19 protein-coding genes and 1 pseudogene are annotated in these 15,136 nt (G+C 46.1%); 15 read left to right on the plus strand and 5 right to left on the minus strand.

The window, feature by feature from the left end; translation table 11 throughout:
- Positions 1-13 precede the first annotated feature (13 nt).
- From ACKTRM_RS06300 to ACKTRM_RS06315, 4 genes are all read left to right on the plus strand, one after another.
- Positions 14-1,399, plus strand: a complete 1,386-nt coding sequence (locus ACKTRM_RS06300) for an MFS transporter (RefSeq protein WP_012117354.1) — start codon at positions 14-16, stop codon at positions 1,397-1,399.
- A 76-nt stretch (positions 1,400-1,475) separates the two neighbouring features.
- Positions 1,476-2,474: a LacI family DNA-binding transcriptional regulator gene (locus tag ACKTRM_RS06305; RefSeq protein ID WP_007407297.1), complete on the plus strand. Its 999-nt coding sequence runs from the start codon at positions 1,476-1,478 to the stop codon at positions 2,472-2,474.
- Between the two features lie 75 nt (positions 2,475-2,549).
- Positions 2,550-3,995, plus strand: a complete 1,446-nt coding sequence (locus tag ACKTRM_RS06310; protein WP_012117355.1) for a tagaturonate reductase — start codon at positions 2,550-2,552, stop codon at positions 3,993-3,995.
- Entirely contained in the window at positions 3,992-5,485 is a 1,494-nt protein-coding gene (locus ACKTRM_RS06315; RefSeq protein ID WP_012117356.1) for a UxaA family hydrolase, read from the plus strand. The genes ACKTRM_RS06310 and ACKTRM_RS06315 overlap by 4 nt, the downstream gene beginning before the upstream one ends.
- Before the next feature lie 33 nt (positions 5,486-5,518).
- Here ACKTRM_RS06315 and ACKTRM_RS06320 read toward each other — a convergent pair whose 3' ends face one another.
- A complete protein-coding gene (locus tag ACKTRM_RS06320; RefSeq protein WP_007610763.1) occupies positions 5,519-6,283 on the minus strand; it encodes a sulfite exporter TauE/SafE family protein in 765 nt (254 codons plus the stop codon).
- 144 nt (positions 6,284-6,427) lie between these two features.
- On the minus strand, positions 6,428-6,895 hold the full coding sequence (locus ACKTRM_RS06325) for a DinB family protein (RefSeq protein ID WP_012117357.1): 468 nt from the start codon (positions 6,893-6,895) through the stop codon (positions 6,428-6,430).
- A 205-nt stretch (positions 6,896-7,100) separates the two neighbouring features.
- Here ACKTRM_RS06325 and ACKTRM_RS06330 point away from each other — a divergent pair, with 205 nt between their 5' ends.
- The 3 genes from ACKTRM_RS06330 to ACKTRM_RS06340 all read left to right on the plus strand — a co-directional run bounded on the left by ACKTRM_RS06330 (position 7,101) and on the right by ACKTRM_RS06340 (position 9,457).
- On the plus strand, positions 7,101-8,237 hold the full coding sequence (locus tag ACKTRM_RS06330) for a Rap family tetratricopeptide repeat protein (protein ID WP_087920760.1): 1,137 nt from the start codon (positions 7,101-7,103) through the stop codon (positions 8,235-8,237).
- Positions 8,227-8,361 carry a PhrA family phosphatase inhibitor gene (locus ACKTRM_RS06335; RefSeq protein WP_012117358.1) on the plus strand — a complete coding sequence of 45 codons (135 nt, stop codon included), beginning with the start codon at positions 8,227-8,229 and terminating at the stop codon, positions 8,359-8,361. Before ACKTRM_RS06330 ends, ACKTRM_RS06335 begins: the two co-directional genes overlap by 11 nt.
- A 142-nt stretch (positions 8,362-8,503) precedes the next feature.
- Positions 8,504-9,457 (plus strand): N-acetylmuramoyl-L-alanine amidase, encoded by a 954-nt coding sequence (locus ACKTRM_RS06340; protein ID WP_003154880.1) that lies wholly within the window; start codon positions 8,504-8,506, stop codon positions 9,455-9,457.
- Positions 9,458-9,494: 37 nt separating this feature from the next.
- Here ACKTRM_RS06340 and ACKTRM_RS06345 read toward each other — a convergent pair whose 3' ends face one another.
- On the minus strand, positions 9,495-9,872 hold the full coding sequence (locus ACKTRM_RS06345) for a PH domain-containing protein (RefSeq protein WP_007610770.1): 378 nt from the start codon (positions 9,870-9,872) through the stop codon (positions 9,495-9,497).
- A 110-nt stretch (positions 9,873-9,982) separates the two neighbouring features.
- Between ACKTRM_RS06345 and ACKTRM_RS06350 the strand changes: the two genes are divergently transcribed.
- Positions 9,983-10,588: a poly-gamma-glutamate hydrolase family protein gene (locus ACKTRM_RS06350; protein ID WP_012117359.1), complete on the plus strand. Its 606-nt coding sequence runs from the start codon at positions 9,983-9,985 to the stop codon at positions 10,586-10,588.
- A 118-nt stretch (positions 10,589-10,706) separates the two neighbouring features.
- Here ACKTRM_RS06350 and ACKTRM_RS06355 read toward each other — a convergent pair whose 3' ends face one another.
- Entirely contained in the window at positions 10,707-11,297 is a 591-nt protein-coding gene (locus ACKTRM_RS06355) for an ImmA/IrrE family metallo-endopeptidase (protein ID WP_007610775.1), read from the minus strand.
- A 148-nt stretch (positions 11,298-11,445) separates the two neighbouring features.
- Positions 11,446-11,784 carry an HTH-type transcriptional regulator Xre gene (gene xre / locus ACKTRM_RS06360; protein ID WP_003154871.1) on the minus strand — a complete coding sequence of 113 codons (339 nt, stop codon included), beginning with the start codon at positions 11,782-11,784 and terminating at the stop codon, positions 11,446-11,448.
- Between the two features lie 190 nt (positions 11,785-11,974).
- On the opposite strand from xre, the gene ACKTRM_RS06365 reads away from it, so the two are divergent.
- The 7 genes and pseudogenes from ACKTRM_RS06365 to ACKTRM_RS06395 all read left to right on the plus strand — a co-directional run bounded on the left by ACKTRM_RS06365 (position 11,975) and on the right by ACKTRM_RS06395 (position 15,097).
- Positions 11,975-12,154 carry a hypothetical protein gene (locus tag ACKTRM_RS06365; protein ID WP_007407285.1) on the plus strand — a complete coding sequence of 60 codons (180 nt, stop codon included), beginning with the start codon at positions 11,975-11,977 and terminating at the stop codon, positions 12,152-12,154.
- Positions 12,144-12,972 (plus strand): annotated as a pseudogene (locus ACKTRM_RS06370) (phage portal protein). The gene ACKTRM_RS06365 and the pseudogene ACKTRM_RS06370 overlap by 11 nt, the downstream one beginning before the upstream one ends.
- A complete protein-coding gene (locus ACKTRM_RS06375) occupies positions 12,872-13,672 on the plus strand; it encodes an ATP-binding protein (RefSeq protein WP_012117361.1) in 801 nt (266 codons plus the stop codon). Before ACKTRM_RS06370 ends, ACKTRM_RS06375 begins: the two are co-directional and overlap by 101 nt.
- Positions 13,672-13,839: a hypothetical protein gene (locus tag ACKTRM_RS06380; protein ID WP_003154863.1), complete on the plus strand. Its 168-nt coding sequence runs from the start codon at positions 13,672-13,674 to the stop codon at positions 13,837-13,839. The genes ACKTRM_RS06375 and ACKTRM_RS06380 overlap by 1 nt, the downstream gene beginning before the upstream one ends.
- A 97-nt stretch (positions 13,840-13,936) precedes the next feature.
- Positions 13,937-14,278, plus strand: coding sequence for a hypothetical protein (locus ACKTRM_RS06385; protein ID WP_007407281.1), 342 nt, complete (start codon positions 13,937-13,939; stop codon positions 14,276-14,278).
- The gene (locus ACKTRM_RS06390; protein WP_007407280.1) at positions 14,268-14,471 is read left to right on the plus strand and encodes an XtrA/YqaO family protein; all 204 of its coding nucleotides are present in this window, start codon (positions 14,268-14,270) and stop codon (positions 14,469-14,471) included. The genes ACKTRM_RS06385 and ACKTRM_RS06390 overlap by 11 nt, the downstream gene beginning before the upstream one ends.
- Positions 14,472-14,584: 113 nt before the next feature.
- Positions 14,585-15,097: a sigma-70 family RNA polymerase sigma factor gene (locus tag ACKTRM_RS06395; protein ID WP_012117362.1), complete on the plus strand. Its 513-nt coding sequence runs from the start codon at positions 14,585-14,587 to the stop codon at positions 15,095-15,097.
- Positions 15,098-15,136: the final 39 nt, after the last annotated feature.

A 15,136-nucleotide genomic window follows, 5' to 3' on the forward strand; every position in this document is an offset into this window, starting at 1 on the left:
AAAGAGGTGGCCTATGAGTAATGTGCCTGTCGTGACAGCACCTGCCGCAAAAGTGAAGGAGCATAAGCTGAGTCTGAAAGAAAAAGTATCTTATGGTTTTGGAGATTTTGGGAACGGATTTATGTTTGATCTCGGGCAGATCTATTTGCTGAAGTTTTTCACAGATGTCGCAGGCATTCCGGCAGCGTTCGCCGGCAGTATTTTTTTGGTCAGCAAGCTGTTTGCGGCTGTGACTGATCCGATTGTCGGCTCGGCCATTGACTACAGAAAAAAGATCGGCCCCCGGGGGAAATTCAGGCCGTACTTATTATTCGGAAGTATTATTCTTGCGGTCATGACCGTATTGATTTTTGTGTCACCGGACGTGAGCGTCACCTGGAAGCTTGTGTACGCCTATGCTTCTTACATGCTGTGGGGGGTCGCTTATTCTTTCGTCAATATTCCGTACGGCTCCCTCGGCGCGGCCATTACACAGGATGCGGAGGACAGAACGGCGCTTTCCGCATTCCGCCAGATCGGCTCCCTCGGCGCGCTGCTCATTACAAGTGTCATCGTCATCCCGATTCTTGTTCATTTTGATAACGTTCACATCGGCTACCCGGCAGTCATGGGAATGATGGCCGTAATCGGAATCGCGGGATTTATGATCTGCTACCGAAACTGCAAAGAAAGAATTATCGTCCGTGAAGCGCCGAAAGAAAAGCTGTCCGTCATGTCGGTTTTCAAATGCTTTATCGGCAACAAACCGCTTCTGACCGTCGTTTTCATGACGATTTTCTCAATATCGGCATATAACATTAAATCCGCTATGCTTGTTTACTTCGCCCAGTACAATCTCAACAATGCGGAGCTGATGTCCTACATGAGTTTTATCATCATCGGTTCTTCATTTTTAGGTGTTTTGTTTATGCCGAAACTCGTCAAACGTTTCGGAAAAAAGCAAACGGTGATGATCGGTTTTGCCGTCAGCGCCGCGGCTGATGCGCTGAATTTCTGTCTGCCGTCAAATGTATATATCTTTACGGCGTTAGCGAGCATTGCTTTTATCGGGATCAGCATACCAAACGGCATTACGTGGGCGCTTGTGTCGGACATTATTGATTACGGGGAATGGAAGACGGGTGAACGGAAGGAGGCGACGACATATTCGCTTTTCAACTTCTCCAGAAAACTCGCCCAATCTTTATCAGGTTTTCTTTCAGGCATCGGGCTGAGCGTTATTGGCTATATCCCGAATGCATCTCAGACAAAAGGCACGCTGATCGGGATTAAAGGGCTTCTGCTGCTGTACCCGGCTTTCGCTTTAGCGTGCGCCATGCTGATTATCGGTTTAATGTATAAACTGACGGACCGGCAGCATGCCGAGCTCGTTCAGGACTTACATCATGCAAAACCTTAACTTTAGTGATTTTATGGACTGTCCGTTAATGGTACAATAGAAATAAATGACAGCATACAGAAAGAAAGGAAAAACGATGGTAACCATAAAAGATATCGCAAAACTCGCCAACGTATCCCACACAACCGTATCCCGGGCACTTAACGGCAGCCCCTACATTAAAGAGCATACAAAACAGAAAATATTAGAGCTCGCTTCCCAGCTGAATTACACACCGAATGTAAATGCAAAAAGCCTTGCCATGCAAAAGTCCCATACGATCGGACTGTTTTTTACAAGCATCACAAACGGAACCTCACACAGCTTTTTTTCCGATACCATCAAAGGTGTAAACCGCACAATCAGTGAGGAATACAATTTGTTCGTCCGCGCGATTGACGACCTGAAAAGCTTTGAAACCATTACGCCCATGAGATATGATGGAATCATTTTAATGAGCCAAAGCGACAGTGATAATTCATTTATTTATCATATCCGCGAGAAAAACATCCCGCTTGTCGTGCTGAACCGGGACATTGATGACCGGAGCATCACGAATATCCTGTCAAACGATAAAGAGGGCTCCAGACAGGCGGTCGACTGCCTGATCGCAAACGGACACAGAGATATCGCGATCATTGAGGGAAAGGAAGGATTCAGGTCAACTTCTCAGCGGAAAGAAGGCTATTTGACATCTTTAATTGATCATTCTATCCCGATTAAGCATGAATACAGTGTAAAAGGCCGCTATGATATGGAAAGCGGCAGTCAGGCGATGGAAAAACTCTTGGCGCTTCAATCACCGCCTACGGCTGTTTTTTGTTCAAACGATGATATGGCGATCGGGGCGATGAACGCCATTTTCGCCAAAGGCCTGAACGTTCCGGAAGATATATCCGTTATCGGGTTTGATGACATCGGCATTTCCCAATACATGACGCCGAGGCTTTCGACAGTAAAACGCCCGGTTGAAAACATCAGCATACTCGGCGCAGAGAAAATTTTGGCGCTAATCGCCGACCCGGATACGGCGGCGGAAAAAATATACGAAAACACCGAGGTGATGATAAGAGATTCCATTAAAAAACTCACATAACGGCCCGTCTGATTATCCGGGTTTTCGTACGGTAAAATGTTAACGTGTGCATAAATACAGAAGGAGGCGGACAGCTTGCGGAAGCTGAATAAAAAGATGTGCGGTGAATACATTCAATATCCTGAAAAAGTCCTTCAGTTCGGCGAAGGCAACTTTTTGCGGGCCTTCGCAGACTGGCAGATCGATCAATTGAATCAACTGACGGATTTTAACGGAAGCGTTGTCGCCGTACAGCCGAGAGGCTCTGAGAAAATCAAACGTTTAAACGAACAGGACGGTTTATTTACGCTTTTTTTGCAGGGGATAAAGGATGGAAAACCGGCTGAAGAACACACGATCGTCAAATCCATCAGCCGCGGCATTGATCTTTTTTCTGACTATGATTCCTTTAAACGGCTGGCAGCACAAGAGGAGCTTCGTTTTATCATTTCCAATACGACAGAAGCGGGAATCACGTTTGAGAAAGGCGACCGGCTTGAGGATAGACCTCAAAAAACATTCCCCGGGAAATTAGCGGCGTTCCTTTATTTCCGCTATAAGGCATTTGCGGGTGACGCCGAGAAAGGGTGCATTATGCTTCCATGTGAACTGGTCGAAGAAAACGGACGGAAACTGAAGGCGGCCGTGCTTCAATATGCCGGGCTGTGGGAGCTGGAACCTGATTTTACTCAATGGATTCATGACGCGAACATCTTCTGCAATACCCTCGTGGATCGTATTGTTCCCGGATTTCCTGTTGATACCGCGGAAGAACTTACCGATTTTCTCGGATACGAAGACCGTCTGCTTGTGGTTGGTGAGCATTATTATTTGTGGGTGATAGAAGGGCCGGAACAGCTTCAGAATGAGCTTCCTTTTGCTGAGGCCGGGCTGAACGCACTGATCACGTCTGACCTTACGTCTTACAGGACAAAAAAGGTGAGAATCTTAAACGGCGCTCACACGGCATTGGCGCCAGTGGCTTTACTATACGGACTGCAAACCGTCCGGGAAGCGGCTGAGCACGAGGTGACGGGCAGATTCATCGAAGAGCTGATCAATGAAGAAATCCTCCCTGTGCTGCAAATGGAGGGTGTCACCCAATACGCGGCAGATGTGTTACAGCGGTTTAAAAACCCTTATATCCAACATTATCTGCAAAGCATTACCCTTAACGCCGCCGCGAAATTCAAAACAAGAAATCTGCCGACGCTGAAGGCTTATATCGAACAGGAGGGCCGGCTACCTGAGAAGCTGGTATTTTCGTTCAGCGCCATGATCTATTCATACTGGAACGGACCGAACAAACCGGCTGACGGCGAGGGGGTTCTTAACCGTTTTCAAATGGCGCGGTCCCGTTGCAAAGATGATATGTTTCAAGCGGCATCTTCTATATTAGGAGAAGAGCGACTGTGGGGGAAGAACCTGAATCATCTTCCGGGGCTGACTGAACGAACGGCTTTTTTTCTGTCTGTCATTCATAAGCGGGGTATGAAGCATGCGTTACATGAATGCTGCGGCAAAAAGGGGGAAGTAAAATGAAAGAGGTCATAAAAATCCATAAAAACGATAACGTGCTTCTCGCTATGCGCCATTTTGACAAAGGGGAGCGGCTGCATACAGACGGACTGACGATTGAAGTGAAGGACCCTGTAAAGCGGGGGCATAAAATCGCGCTGCAAACCATTGAAGAAAACGGTAGCATCATTAAATACGGTTTTTCAATCGGGCGTGCGACAAGGCGGATTTCGGCCGGCGAGCATATTCATACCCATAATCTGCAAACGAATTTATCCGATGTGCAAGAATACACGTATTCACCGCGCTTCGAGGACAATCCTTTTACAAATGAGAACCGGACATTTAAAGGCTACAGAAGAGAAAACGGTACATCCGGCGTCCGGAATGAACTGTGGATCGTACCTACAGTCGGCTGCGTAAACGGCGTCGCTGAGAAAATCCTGCAGCGCTTCGTAAAAGAGGCGAAAGACATTGCGCCCTTTGACAATGTGCTGGTTTTAAAGCACCAATACGGCTGCTCCCAGCTTGGCGATGATCATGAGAATACGAAACAAATGCTGATGAACGCCATCCGTCATCCAAATGCTGGCGGTGTGCTGGTTTTAGGGCTCGGCTGTGAAAATAATGAGCTGGCGGCGATTAAGGAAACGCTTTCTGAAGTGAACGGAGATCGGGTGAAATTTCTCGAATCACAAGCTGTCACAGATGAAATTGAAGCGGGGACTGCGCTTCTTAAAGAGATACACCTTGCGGCAAAGGGAGATAAACGTGAGGAGATTCCGCTGTCAGAATTGAGCATCGGATTGAAATGCGGCGGGTCGGACGGTTTTTCCGGCATCACCGCAAACCCTTTATTAGGGAGATTTTCAGATTACTTGATTGCACAGGGAGGGAGCACGGTCTTAACGGAGGTGCCTGAGATGTTCGGCGCTGAGACGATTCTCATGCAGCGTGCGGCGAGTGAAGAAGTGTTTCATAAAACAGTCCGATTGATCAATGATTTCAAGCAATATTTTATGAAGCACGAGCAGCCGATTTATGAAAACCCGTCACCAGGGAATAAGGAAGGCGGCATTTCAACGCTCGAAGACAAGTCGCTCGGCTGCACCCAAAAAGCCGGTCTTGCACCGGTTTCTGATGTGCTGACATACGGTGAAACACTGAAAACAAAGGGATTGACACTGCTCAGTGCGCCCGGCAATGATTTAATCGCTTCTTCAGCGCTCGCCGCGGCGGGTTGTCACATCGTTTTGTTTACAACCGGAAGAGGCACGCCGTTCGGCACATTTGTCCCGACTGTGAAAGTATCAACAAATACCGATTTATTTCAATCAAAGCCTCATTGGATTGATTACAACGCGGGCAGATTGGCGGAAGACCAAACAACAGAAGATCACATTGTAAGAGATTTTATACAATACATTATTAAAGTTGCAAGCGGAGAATTCGTCAATAACGAAAAAAACGATTTTCGGGAGCTTGCAATCTTTAAGTCCGGTGTGACGTTATAAGGAAAAAGGCGATCTGACAACAGACCGCCTTTTTTATATTAATTTTATTCCGCTGATTAAAATAATCGCCGCCATCACAAACTGCAGCGGGCGCGGTGAGAATTTCGGCGAAAAGAAGCTGCCGAGAAGCACACCCGGCACAGAGCCGATCAACAGATTCAATACAAGCAGGTAATCGACGCTTCCGAAGCTTGCGTTTAACAGACCGGCAGCAGTTACAAGCAGAAAGGCATGTGCGATATCCGTTCCCACCACTTCTGCCGTTTTCATTCTGAACAGGTATAACATGGCGATCGCAAATAATGAGCCGGACCCAATAGATGTCAGGCCGACGATGAAGCCGAAAATGACGCCGATCAATATCATGAGTGTCCGCTTTTCTTCAAGCGTTTTTTGCTGCCAGCGGTTCGGCCGCAGTTTTTTATCGAAAAAAAGGCGGGCGATAATGGAAATGGCGACAAGGGTCAGTACGTAGCCGAGCGCCTGTTTGATAATCTGCTCCTGATGCTGGTGAAAAGCGGGAAACAAGTGAAGAACACCGATGGCGGCTGTTGCGCTGGGAATGCTTCCGAGCGCCAAGTAACCGACAAGTTTAAATTGAACGGTGCGCTGCTTCCAATGAGAAACGACACCGAACAGTTTGGTGATGGAGTTATATAAAAGGTCAGTGCCGACGGCGATTGAGGGGTTGATCCCCAAAACGATCAGTAAAGGAGTCAAAAGCGCTGCTCCTCCCACACCCGTCAATCCGACAAGCGTTCCGACAAAGAAACCCATAAACACAATGCTTACAGTCATCTGTGTGCCTCCTGAATAATCCTACTATTTTTATCAGATTATATATGATTAAGAGGCGGTAATCAATTAAATTTTCGGAAAATTTTATACAGAACAAAAAATCCGCCAGCCTGCTGTTATGTCGCAGACCGGCGGATGGCCGGATTATGATTTTTGCTGATAAAACGGAAGTTCCGTGTGGCCCATTTCTCTGACATACACGAAAAGATTGCCTTTATGATGAATTTCATGCTCCATGGCAAGCTGAAGGAGAGCCGCGCCGGTCACTTTTCTGCCGAAAGAGGCGGTCAGGTCAATTTCGCGGTTCAGCTGCTCTTCTGTCAGCTGTGACAGGATGTCTGTCGTTTTTTCAGTACACGTTTCAGCCAGTTTGACGAGGTCTGTTTCTGCTTCTTCTTTCGGTTTGTTCTGGATGGCTGATGCGTTTCCGTCGTTAATGACGTTTGCCAACATAAGAAAAGAATAAACCATGTGTTTTACAAGTTCCTGAGCGGACATTGATGTCTCTGCCGGCTTGTAATCGTAATGTTCGCGGCTGATTTTTTCCGCCAGCTCAATCGTTACGTTTCGATGTGACAGAAAGTGGCTGACCAACTGATTTTGTGCTGTCATGTGAAAACCCCCATTTAATACAGAATAAAAAGCTGCAAGGATATGCTATATCAACGGCACGGAAGAAACAAGCAATAAGCTTGTGACGGAGATAAATCGTTGCGGATATCCGAAATTCGACAATTGCGGTCTTTTTGCGTTCTTCTTTTTCTAGCAAATATGATAAAATATGACATATCTCGGTCATTCCAAAAGGGGGGATTTATTGAGGATGAAGCAGACTATTCCGTCCTCTTTTGTCGGGCTCAAAATTAATGAATGGTATACCCATATCCGGCAGTTTCACGTCCTTGAGGCGGAGCGCGTCAAACGTGAAGTAGAGAGAGAGATCGAGGATATGGAAGAAGATCAGGATCTGCTGCTGTATTATTCATTAATGGAATTCAGACACCGTGTCATGCTGGATTACATCAAGCCCTTAAAGGAGGACCCTTCTCAGCCTGAGTTTTCAGAATTATTGGAAGACATTGAAGGCAACCAGTATAAACTGACAGGACTGCTTGATTACTACTTTAATTTTTTTCGAGGAATGTACGAATTTAAACAGAAAATGTTCCTAAACGCCATGATGTATTACAAACGGGCTGAAAAAAACCTTGCACTCGTTTCTGATGACATCGAGAAAGCTGAGTTTGCTTTTAAAATGGCCGAGATTTTTTACAACCTGAAACAAACCTACGTCTCCATGAGTTATGCCGTTCAAGCCCTTGAAACGTACCAATCGTATGAGACGTACAACGTCCGCAGAATCCAATGTGAATTCGTTATTGCAGGGAATTATGATGACATGCAGTATCCAGAAAGAGCATTGCCCCACTTAGAACTTGCTTTAGATCTTGCAAAACAAGAAGGCAATCCCCGTCTTATCAGTTCAGCCTTATATAATCTCGGAAACTGTTACGAAAAAATGGGAGACCTCTCTAAAGCAGCCGAATATTTTGAGACATCCGTTTCCATTTGCAGGTCAGAAAAGTTCGATAATCTTCCGCATTCTATTTACTCATTAACACAGGTTCTTTATAAACAGAACACTACAGCCGAAGCAGAGAAGCAATACCGCCTCGGGCTCAGTATCGCCCGCGAATACAATGATGAATTGTTTGTGAATCTGTTCCAATTTTTACATGCGTTATACGGCAAGGAAATGGATAACGCATCCGTCAGGCACACGTTTGATTTTCTGGAAGAACACATGCTGTATCCGTATGTGGAAGAATTGGCGCATGACGCTGCCAAATTTTACATGAAACACGGACAGCCTGAAAAAGCGCTCACGTTTTATGAAAAAATGGTGCACGCCCAAAAACAAATCCAGAGAGGAGATTGTCTATATGAAATCTAAACTGTTGTCAGGATTGCTGCTTGTTGCTGTCGGGTTCAGCTTTACACAGGTGATCGGCCATGAAAGCCATTTGGAAAATCAAGCGGACGGCACATTCCATGTTGCCGCGCGCAACCAAACATAACATAAAGACCCTTCTTTGGAAGGGTCTTATTTTTTGCATGCGTATCCATTCCATTTTTATCCGAATGCAGGGTCTATATGCTCAAGTTATCTGTCCTACGAATGCCACCTATTGATGAAAAAGGCATAAGGAGAGATGAAGAGTGGGGATTGAAGTGAAAAAACGGCTCGTATCGGCTGATAAATATGCGTTAAAATGTCCGAATCCGATGACGCCGGAGTATATTACCATTCATAACACGGCAAACGACGCATCCGCCGCTAATGAAATCAGCTATATGACTGGAAACAGCGAATCAACGAGCTATCATTTTGCGGTTGATGACAAAGAAGTGATCCAGGGAATTCCGTTGGACCGGAATGCCTGGCATTCGGGAGACGGCACGAACGGTACCGGAAACCGAAAGTCGATTGCTATAGAAATCTGTTACAGCAAGTCAGGCGGCGAACGGTACAGAGCCGCAGAAGAACTGGCGATTGCGTTTGCGGCGCAGCTTTTGAAAGAACGGGGCTGGGGGATTGACAGAATCAGAAAGCATCAGGACTGGAACGGAAAGTACTGCCCGCACCGCATTTTGTCTGAAGGCCGCTGGGATGAAGTGAAGGCGAAGATTGAAAAGAAATTAAGCGGAAGTATGCCGGCGAAAAAAGCCTCTATTTCTTCTTCCGCGTCTGAATACCATGTGAAAAAAGGCGACACCTTATCGGAAATCGCCGCATCGCACGGTGTCAGCGTAAAATCGCTGCAAAGCATCAACCATATCACAGATCCGAATCACATTACAGTCGGACAAGTGATCAAGCTCGCTCAGACGGGTTCTTCTTCAAAAAGTCAGGCTGTGTCTTCCTATCCGCTTCCATCAGGTGTGATCAAAGTGACGAAACCGCTGACGAAAGGGACAAACGTAAAACAAGTGCAAAACGCTTTATCCGCTCTTTATTTTTATCCCGATAAAGGAGCAAAAAATCATGGGGCGGACGGCGTTTACGGTCCGAAAACGGCAAATGCCGTAAAACGTTTTCAATCCGTCAGCGGGTTAACGGCAGACGGAATTTACGGCCCGAAAACGAAGGCGAAAATTGAAGAAAAACTGTAATCAATAAAACGGAAGCTCCCCGGGCTTCCGTTTCTTCTTACATACAAACTGCGGCAAGGGCCTTTTGAATATCATAAATGCTTTCATCTTTTTTAAACTGCTTTGAGACAGCGGGAAGTTCCGCGCCTGAAATCCAAATTTTCAGCTCTGAATCAAGGTCAAAGCGGCCGGCGGTTTCTACGCTGAATCTGGAAATGCTCTTGTACGGAATGGATTGAATCTCCGTTTTCTTCCCTGTGAGTCCCTGTTTATCAACAAGAATAAGACGCTTATCCGTAAAGACAATGATATCTCGGACAAGCTTAAATGCGGCGTTGACATTCTCACCTTCCAGCAGAATACGAGCCAGTTCTGCTTTTGCTTCAGCCGTCGATATTGTCGACGCATTGCCCAGCAATCCATTGATGAATCCCATGATATATCCCCCCCTGATACGTATTCTATCAAATCATACTATAAAAAGGTTTCCATTCCCAGATGAGTAGAGTAAACTGGTGCTGACTGGAAAAGGAGAGCATGCTACACATGAAAGATAGATATGACAATTTCGCAGCCCTTTCTGCTGCTGAATCGGAATACAGAATTATTTATGAAGAAAAAGAGGGAAGTAAATGTATCGTCCTCGCTCCCCACGGCGGCAGGGTTGAGCCGGGTGTCAGTGAGCTGGTGCGGGCATTTTCTGACCAAAGCTCAATTTATTTATTTGAAGGAACGAAGCGGTGCGATAACCGTTCTCTCCATTTGACAAGCACACGCTTTGACGAACCCCTGGCTTTAGAAAAAGTGACCGCCCATCATTACGCATTGGCTTTTCATGGGTATCATGATCTGAAAAAGGCAAATACACTCGTCGGGGGCGCGGATCTGGAAAAAGCAAGACTGATTTGTGATCTGCTGCGTGAAGCGGGGTTTGATGCCGAGCTGACAGAGAAGAATGATCGGCTGGCAGGTGTAAATCCCCGCAACATTGTCAATCGGACAAAAAGGAAAATGGGGCTGCAATTGGAAGTGAGCACGGCGCAGAGACACGCGCTGTTCAGCAATTTTGGCTGCCGGGGAGAAAAATATACGCCAACCGATCTGTTTTTTCGGTATGTAGAAGCCGTGAAGGCCGGTTTTTATGATAAATGAACAGGGGGCCCGTTCTTATATTTACTGGAGCTGCTATGCGGCGCAAGAAGTGCGTGGCGGGCAGCACGGTGAGAATGATGACATTCTGCCGGCTGCGTTCCAAGCCGGCAGAGTATCGCTAATTTTCAATAAAATACGGCGTTTTTTCTTCAGCGGCATGCAAGTGTGTCTGTCCGCTTTCATAATACACATTCGGCCGCTTGTCGGATAACAGACAAGCGAGCCGCTTCTGAAATTGAATACCTGCTTTACGCCGTTCAAACAGCTCCAGCCTTTTTTCCGCAAATGATGCCGTCACCCGGAAAGCGGCTGCGATTAAAATGACGGCGTGGCTCCTTCGCTGGGGAAGCTCCATGTTTAACAGCATAAAGGTCGGCACACAGAAGTGGTACATAAAATGGTTGGCCTGAAATTCCTGCAGTTCTCTGAACAGCTTGTTCATATGAAAATGGTTGCCGGTATGCTTCAGCACATGGCACAGTTCGTGCGCAAAATCCTGCCATTGCTCTTCGGGTGACTTTTTTTGATTCAGGACGATGCTGTACATGCCGTCCCGCTTCAGCATCATACTGTGCGTATCTTCAAAATGAATCCAAATGTCAAGCTCCTTGGCAATCATCTGCATATCAATATGGAGAGGGGCGGTCATTCCCATGCGGCAATATAAGTTTTTGACGTATTCCTCAAGATGTGTTAAAAAATCGCCCAATTGAATACACCCTTTCGAACATATGTTCTTTTTTAAGCGAGAAAGAAAAGCCCTGATCGGACTTTGAATCAATTCCCTTTTCTTTTAAAAATAAACATTCAGCTTTTATATCGGCTGAACGTTAAGCAGTTTAAAGGAAAAGAGCGGATTATTTATGTTTCGGCCTGCGGTTTTTCTCTTTTTCTTTTAAATAATTAATGAATTCAATGGCCTGCTGTTTGCTCTCCGGGGAAAAGTCCTGCATGTCCCGATATGCGATCTGCAGGTCGGGATCGGCAAACATGTCTTCATCTGAAGGTTCTTTTCCGGTTAACAAATAATCAGTCGACACTTTGAAATAATCCGCAAGCTTTTGCAGCGTGTCGTAATCGGGTTCAGATCGGCCGTTTTCATAATGAGAATATCTGGCGCGCGAGACACCGATATGATTTGCGACTTCTTCCTGCGTTTTCTTTCCTCTGAGACTCTTTAATCTTCCGCCTATCATCCGAATGACCTCTCTTTTTTCAACACCCTAAGTTACTTATGATTATAGATACAAAATGTATCAAAATAAAGAGATGATAAAAAAAGTATCAAAAAGGTCTTGATGATACGAAATGTATCATATATAATCAACATCATAATGATACGAAATGTATCAATATACGATAAAAAATTGATCAGGAGGGTGAGAGATGCAGCCGATAATCATCCGTTTCAGCAGCAATCCGGCTGACCAGAGATGTTTAGGAAAAGCAGGCGGTTCGATATCTTTTACCGCTTGCGGACTTCCGGTATTCCGATTTGATAACCGATTGCAGTATGAACGCTATATAGGTCTGAAGACAAACGGAGACGTCCCTTATGAATCGTAAAAGCTACCCGTTTTTCATCTATTCCGGATTACTGAATTCAGAACATTATGACAAAATAGGGTCCGCCATTTGGCTGTTTTTATGGTTCATCAGCTCAACGACAAAGGAACACGTAAAAGAGGGTGTAAAGTGGGGGATCCGTCCTTGGTCATAAGCCCGTAAAAGCAAGAGAGATGGCCGATGTATTTGCCGTCAGCGAAAAAACCGTCAGACGGTGGCTTGAGGTTTTGGAACAGCATGAATATATCAAAACCGTCCGCGCCCCTTACGGACTCATCGTCTCCGTAAAGCACTCGAAAAGATTCACGCCGAAAAAGACATTGACCCGCCCGGAAGCAACTGACCGGACAATATCGGCGGATCACCGGGACAAAAATGTCCGGAGAGAAATAGATATAACAATAAATCATACTGCTGAAGAAGCGATTAACGACATTGCCGCCCATTTTATCAGATTAAGGTCTGCACAGGAGGGGCGGAGCGTATACCCGTCGCCCCGGGATTATCAGGCCATCGCCCGTATTGTTTCCCTCGGTGCGTCAGCACAAGAAGCAATCAAATGGCTCGGCGAATGCTTTACCGCTTTTGAACAGCGGCGCACATCTTCAGCTGAAACGATCAAGGCTTTCAGCTATTGCGCCAAGTATATGGAAGACCGCTTGAATGCACGAATTGCGGGAAGGACAATCACAACAAAAAAAGAGAGGAATACGATACATGACAAAACGAACGATCGAGCAGATACTGGCCGACCTGAAAAACGGAAAACGTCCATTACTGGCGGACAGACCGGAAGAATCAGACGAAAGCCGCTTTGACTGTCCGCTCTGTAAAGATCAGGGCGGTTACCTCAAAAACCAGCTGGGATTGGATGTGTGGGTTAAGTGCCGCTGCGCCGCCGAACGAAAAGCAGAGCGCATCCTCAGCGCAAGTGAGATTACAGGCGCCTTTCGAAAGCTGGATTTCAAAGGATTTATCACGCGGGGCAAGCCTCAGGCAGTCGTCGACGCATATGAGTGCGCCCTTGAATATGTTGAAAACTTCGACAAGATTAAAAACTGCCGGAAAAACAGCATTGCCCTTTTAGGGCGTCCGGGGTCGGGAAAAACCCATCTTTTGACCGCTCTCAGCAATTATGTCATGAGACAGATGCAGACACCCGTGCTGTATTTTCCTTTTGTGGAGGGCTTTACGGATTTAAAAAATGATTTTGATCTGCTTGATGAAAAGCTTGGCCGTATGAAACAGGCGGATGTGCTTTTTATTGACGATCTGTTCAAACCGCTGAACGGAAAACCCCGGGCGACCGATTGGCAGATTGAACAAATGTACGCCGTCGTAAATTACCGCTATTTAAATCATAAGCCGGTTCTTATCTCGAGCGAGCTGGCCTGTGACGGACTGGTGCAGGTTGATGAAGCCTTGGGCACAAGAATTTATGAGATGTGCAGCGATTATTTAGTCATCATTAATGGCAATTCATTTGACGTAAACCACAGATTAGAGGGGGCGAGATAATGTGTAAGCTGTGCGGGCCGAAGAAGGTCATTGTGACGGAAACGGGTTTCGGCGCTGTCTTTCACCCTTGCCCGAACTGCAAAACAGGCACTGATTTAACGCCGGTCATTAAACGTCTTGAGCGAATGGTTCAAGACGCAAAAGCGAGGCTTGATGCACGTGTATAAATATATTAAATGGCTTTTTTGCCTGCTGTTCAGGGCGAAACGGATAGAAAAGCAAATTGAAGCATGGCATGAGGCTGATGGAAAGTGAGGATAACCATTGCAAGAAAAACACAGCCCCGCTCCATGGCGGGCCGTACACAGCGGAAAAGAAAAACCCATTTACATTTATTCCGCTTACAGCGAAGCGGATAAAGAGAAGTTCCCTTATTCAAACGGAAGGCTCATCGCGGCCGTTTTCAACTTAAGTTCATACTCTCAGCAGATCAACGCGGCATTGATGGCAAAAGCCCCGGAACTTTTTGAGGCGGCCGAAACGGCTCTCCGCCTGCTCCGGGGAGAAAGTTCTGAAGAAAAAGAAGCGTTCATAAATGAGCTCGGAAGCCTCATACATGAAGTAAACATCCTGAAAAAAACGGAGGACGTAAAACATGAATCCTAAAAAACTGACTGACATTGAACATACAACATTACAAAGCCAGCTGGAAGAAGGAAAGGTGCGGGTCATCATTGTAGACGGACTGAAGAAGGAAGCATGGCTCGCCGAAGCGCCGGAGCACGGCAAAACGCTTGTCGAAACGCGAAAAGGGGATCTGGCCCGGGTCGAATATGAAATCGGCTTTAAATTGAATTAATCGAAAAAAACAGAATACGTCCAAGACGGAAAGCCTGCGGACACTGATCAATCGCGCACATGCTGCGCATTGGTTGGTGTCCTTTTTTTGTTCCGAAAAAGAGGAGGATCTGCATGGAAGACTTACTATTTGAATATAAACGCACGCTGAAAGAGACGAAAAAGTGGTACAAGCAGCTGGAGGAAGCCGATGAAACGGTGCTTACTTCAGAAGAACTGAAAGATAAAAAAATCATCAGAACGATCATTACAGATGTGGAATATGTCATCGAATGGCTTGAAAAAGGCCGGCAGCCCGGCATAAGAAGAGCGATAGACCGCAGAGACGCTTATCAGAGAATGCTGATTAAAGATCCGAGAATCATAGAAACCTATTCGCAGGCGCTGATGTTTGAACCTTCCGCAAATGTGACTGAAGAAGACAGAATCAGACTGCGGGACGCATTAGCCGTTTTAACGGATAGAGAAAAAGAAATGCTGCTGCTCCACAAAGCGGAATGCTTTTCATATGAACGGATTGCCGCCTTGCTGAATGTAAAGAAATCAACCGTACAGACGACGGTCAAACGGGCGCTTCTAAAAATACAAAAACAGCAGGAACAAAGAAATCAATCGCCTGCTTCATAAGTTGTCATACGTTTGCCACCTAGAAGTGAACAGACGATC

Source organism: Bacillus sp. D7-8 (genome assembly GCF_052055895.1).
GTDB classification, from domain to species: Bacteria; Bacillota; Bacilli; order Bacillales; family Bacillaceae; genus Bacillus; species Bacillus velezensis.

Excerpts from the sequence above, each read along its gene's own strand:
- ACKTRM_RS06300 (WP_012117354.1), top strand. The coding sequence starts at position 14 with ATGAGTAATGTGCCTGTCGTGACAGCACCTGCCGCAAAAGTGAAGGAG.
- ACKTRM_RS06305 (WP_007407297.1), top strand. The coding sequence starts at position 1,476 with ATGGTAACCATAAAAGATATCGCAAAACTCGCCAACGTATCCCACACA.
- ACKTRM_RS06315 (WP_012117356.1), top strand. The coding sequence starts at position 3,992 with ATGAAAGAGGTCATAAAAATCCATAAAAACGATAACGTGCTTCTCGCT.
- ACKTRM_RS06320 (WP_007610763.1), bottom strand. The coding sequence starts at position 6,283 with ATGACTGTAAGCATTGTGTTTATGGGTTTCTTTGTCGGAACGCTTGTC.
- ACKTRM_RS06325 (WP_012117357.1), bottom strand. The coding sequence starts at position 6,895 with ATGACAGCACAAAATCAGTTGGTCAGCCACTTTCTGTCACATCGAAAC.
- ACKTRM_RS06335 (WP_012117358.1), top strand. The coding sequence starts at position 8,227 with ATGAAATCTAAACTGTTGTCAGGATTGCTGCTTGTTGCTGTCGGGTTC.
- ACKTRM_RS06345 (WP_007610770.1), bottom strand. The coding sequence starts at position 9,872 with ATGGGATTCATCAATGGATTGCTGGGCAATGCGTCGACAATATCGACG.
- ACKTRM_RS06350 (WP_012117359.1), top strand. The coding sequence starts at position 9,983 with ATGAAAGATAGATATGACAATTTCGCAGCCCTTTCTGCTGCTGAATCG.
- xre (WP_003154871.1), bottom strand. The coding sequence starts at position 11,784 with ATGATAGGCGGAAGATTAAAGAGTCTCAGAGGAAAGAAAACGCAGGAA.
- ACKTRM_RS06365 (WP_007407285.1), top strand. The coding sequence starts at position 11,975 with ATGCAGCCGATAATCATCCGTTTCAGCAGCAATCCGGCTGACCAGAGA.
- ACKTRM_RS06375 (WP_012117361.1), top strand. The coding sequence starts at position 12,872 with ATGACAAAACGAACGATCGAGCAGATACTGGCCGACCTGAAAAACGGA.
- ACKTRM_RS06380 (WP_003154863.1), top strand. The coding sequence starts at position 13,672 with ATGTGTAAGCTGTGCGGGCCGAAGAAGGTCATTGTGACGGAAACGGGT.
- ACKTRM_RS06390 (WP_007407280.1), top strand. The coding sequence starts at position 14,268 with ATGAATCCTAAAAAACTGACTGACATTGAACATACAACATTACAAAGC.
- ACKTRM_RS06395 (WP_012117362.1), top strand. The coding sequence starts at position 14,585 with ATGGAAGACTTACTATTTGAATATAAACGCACGCTGAAAGAGACGAAA.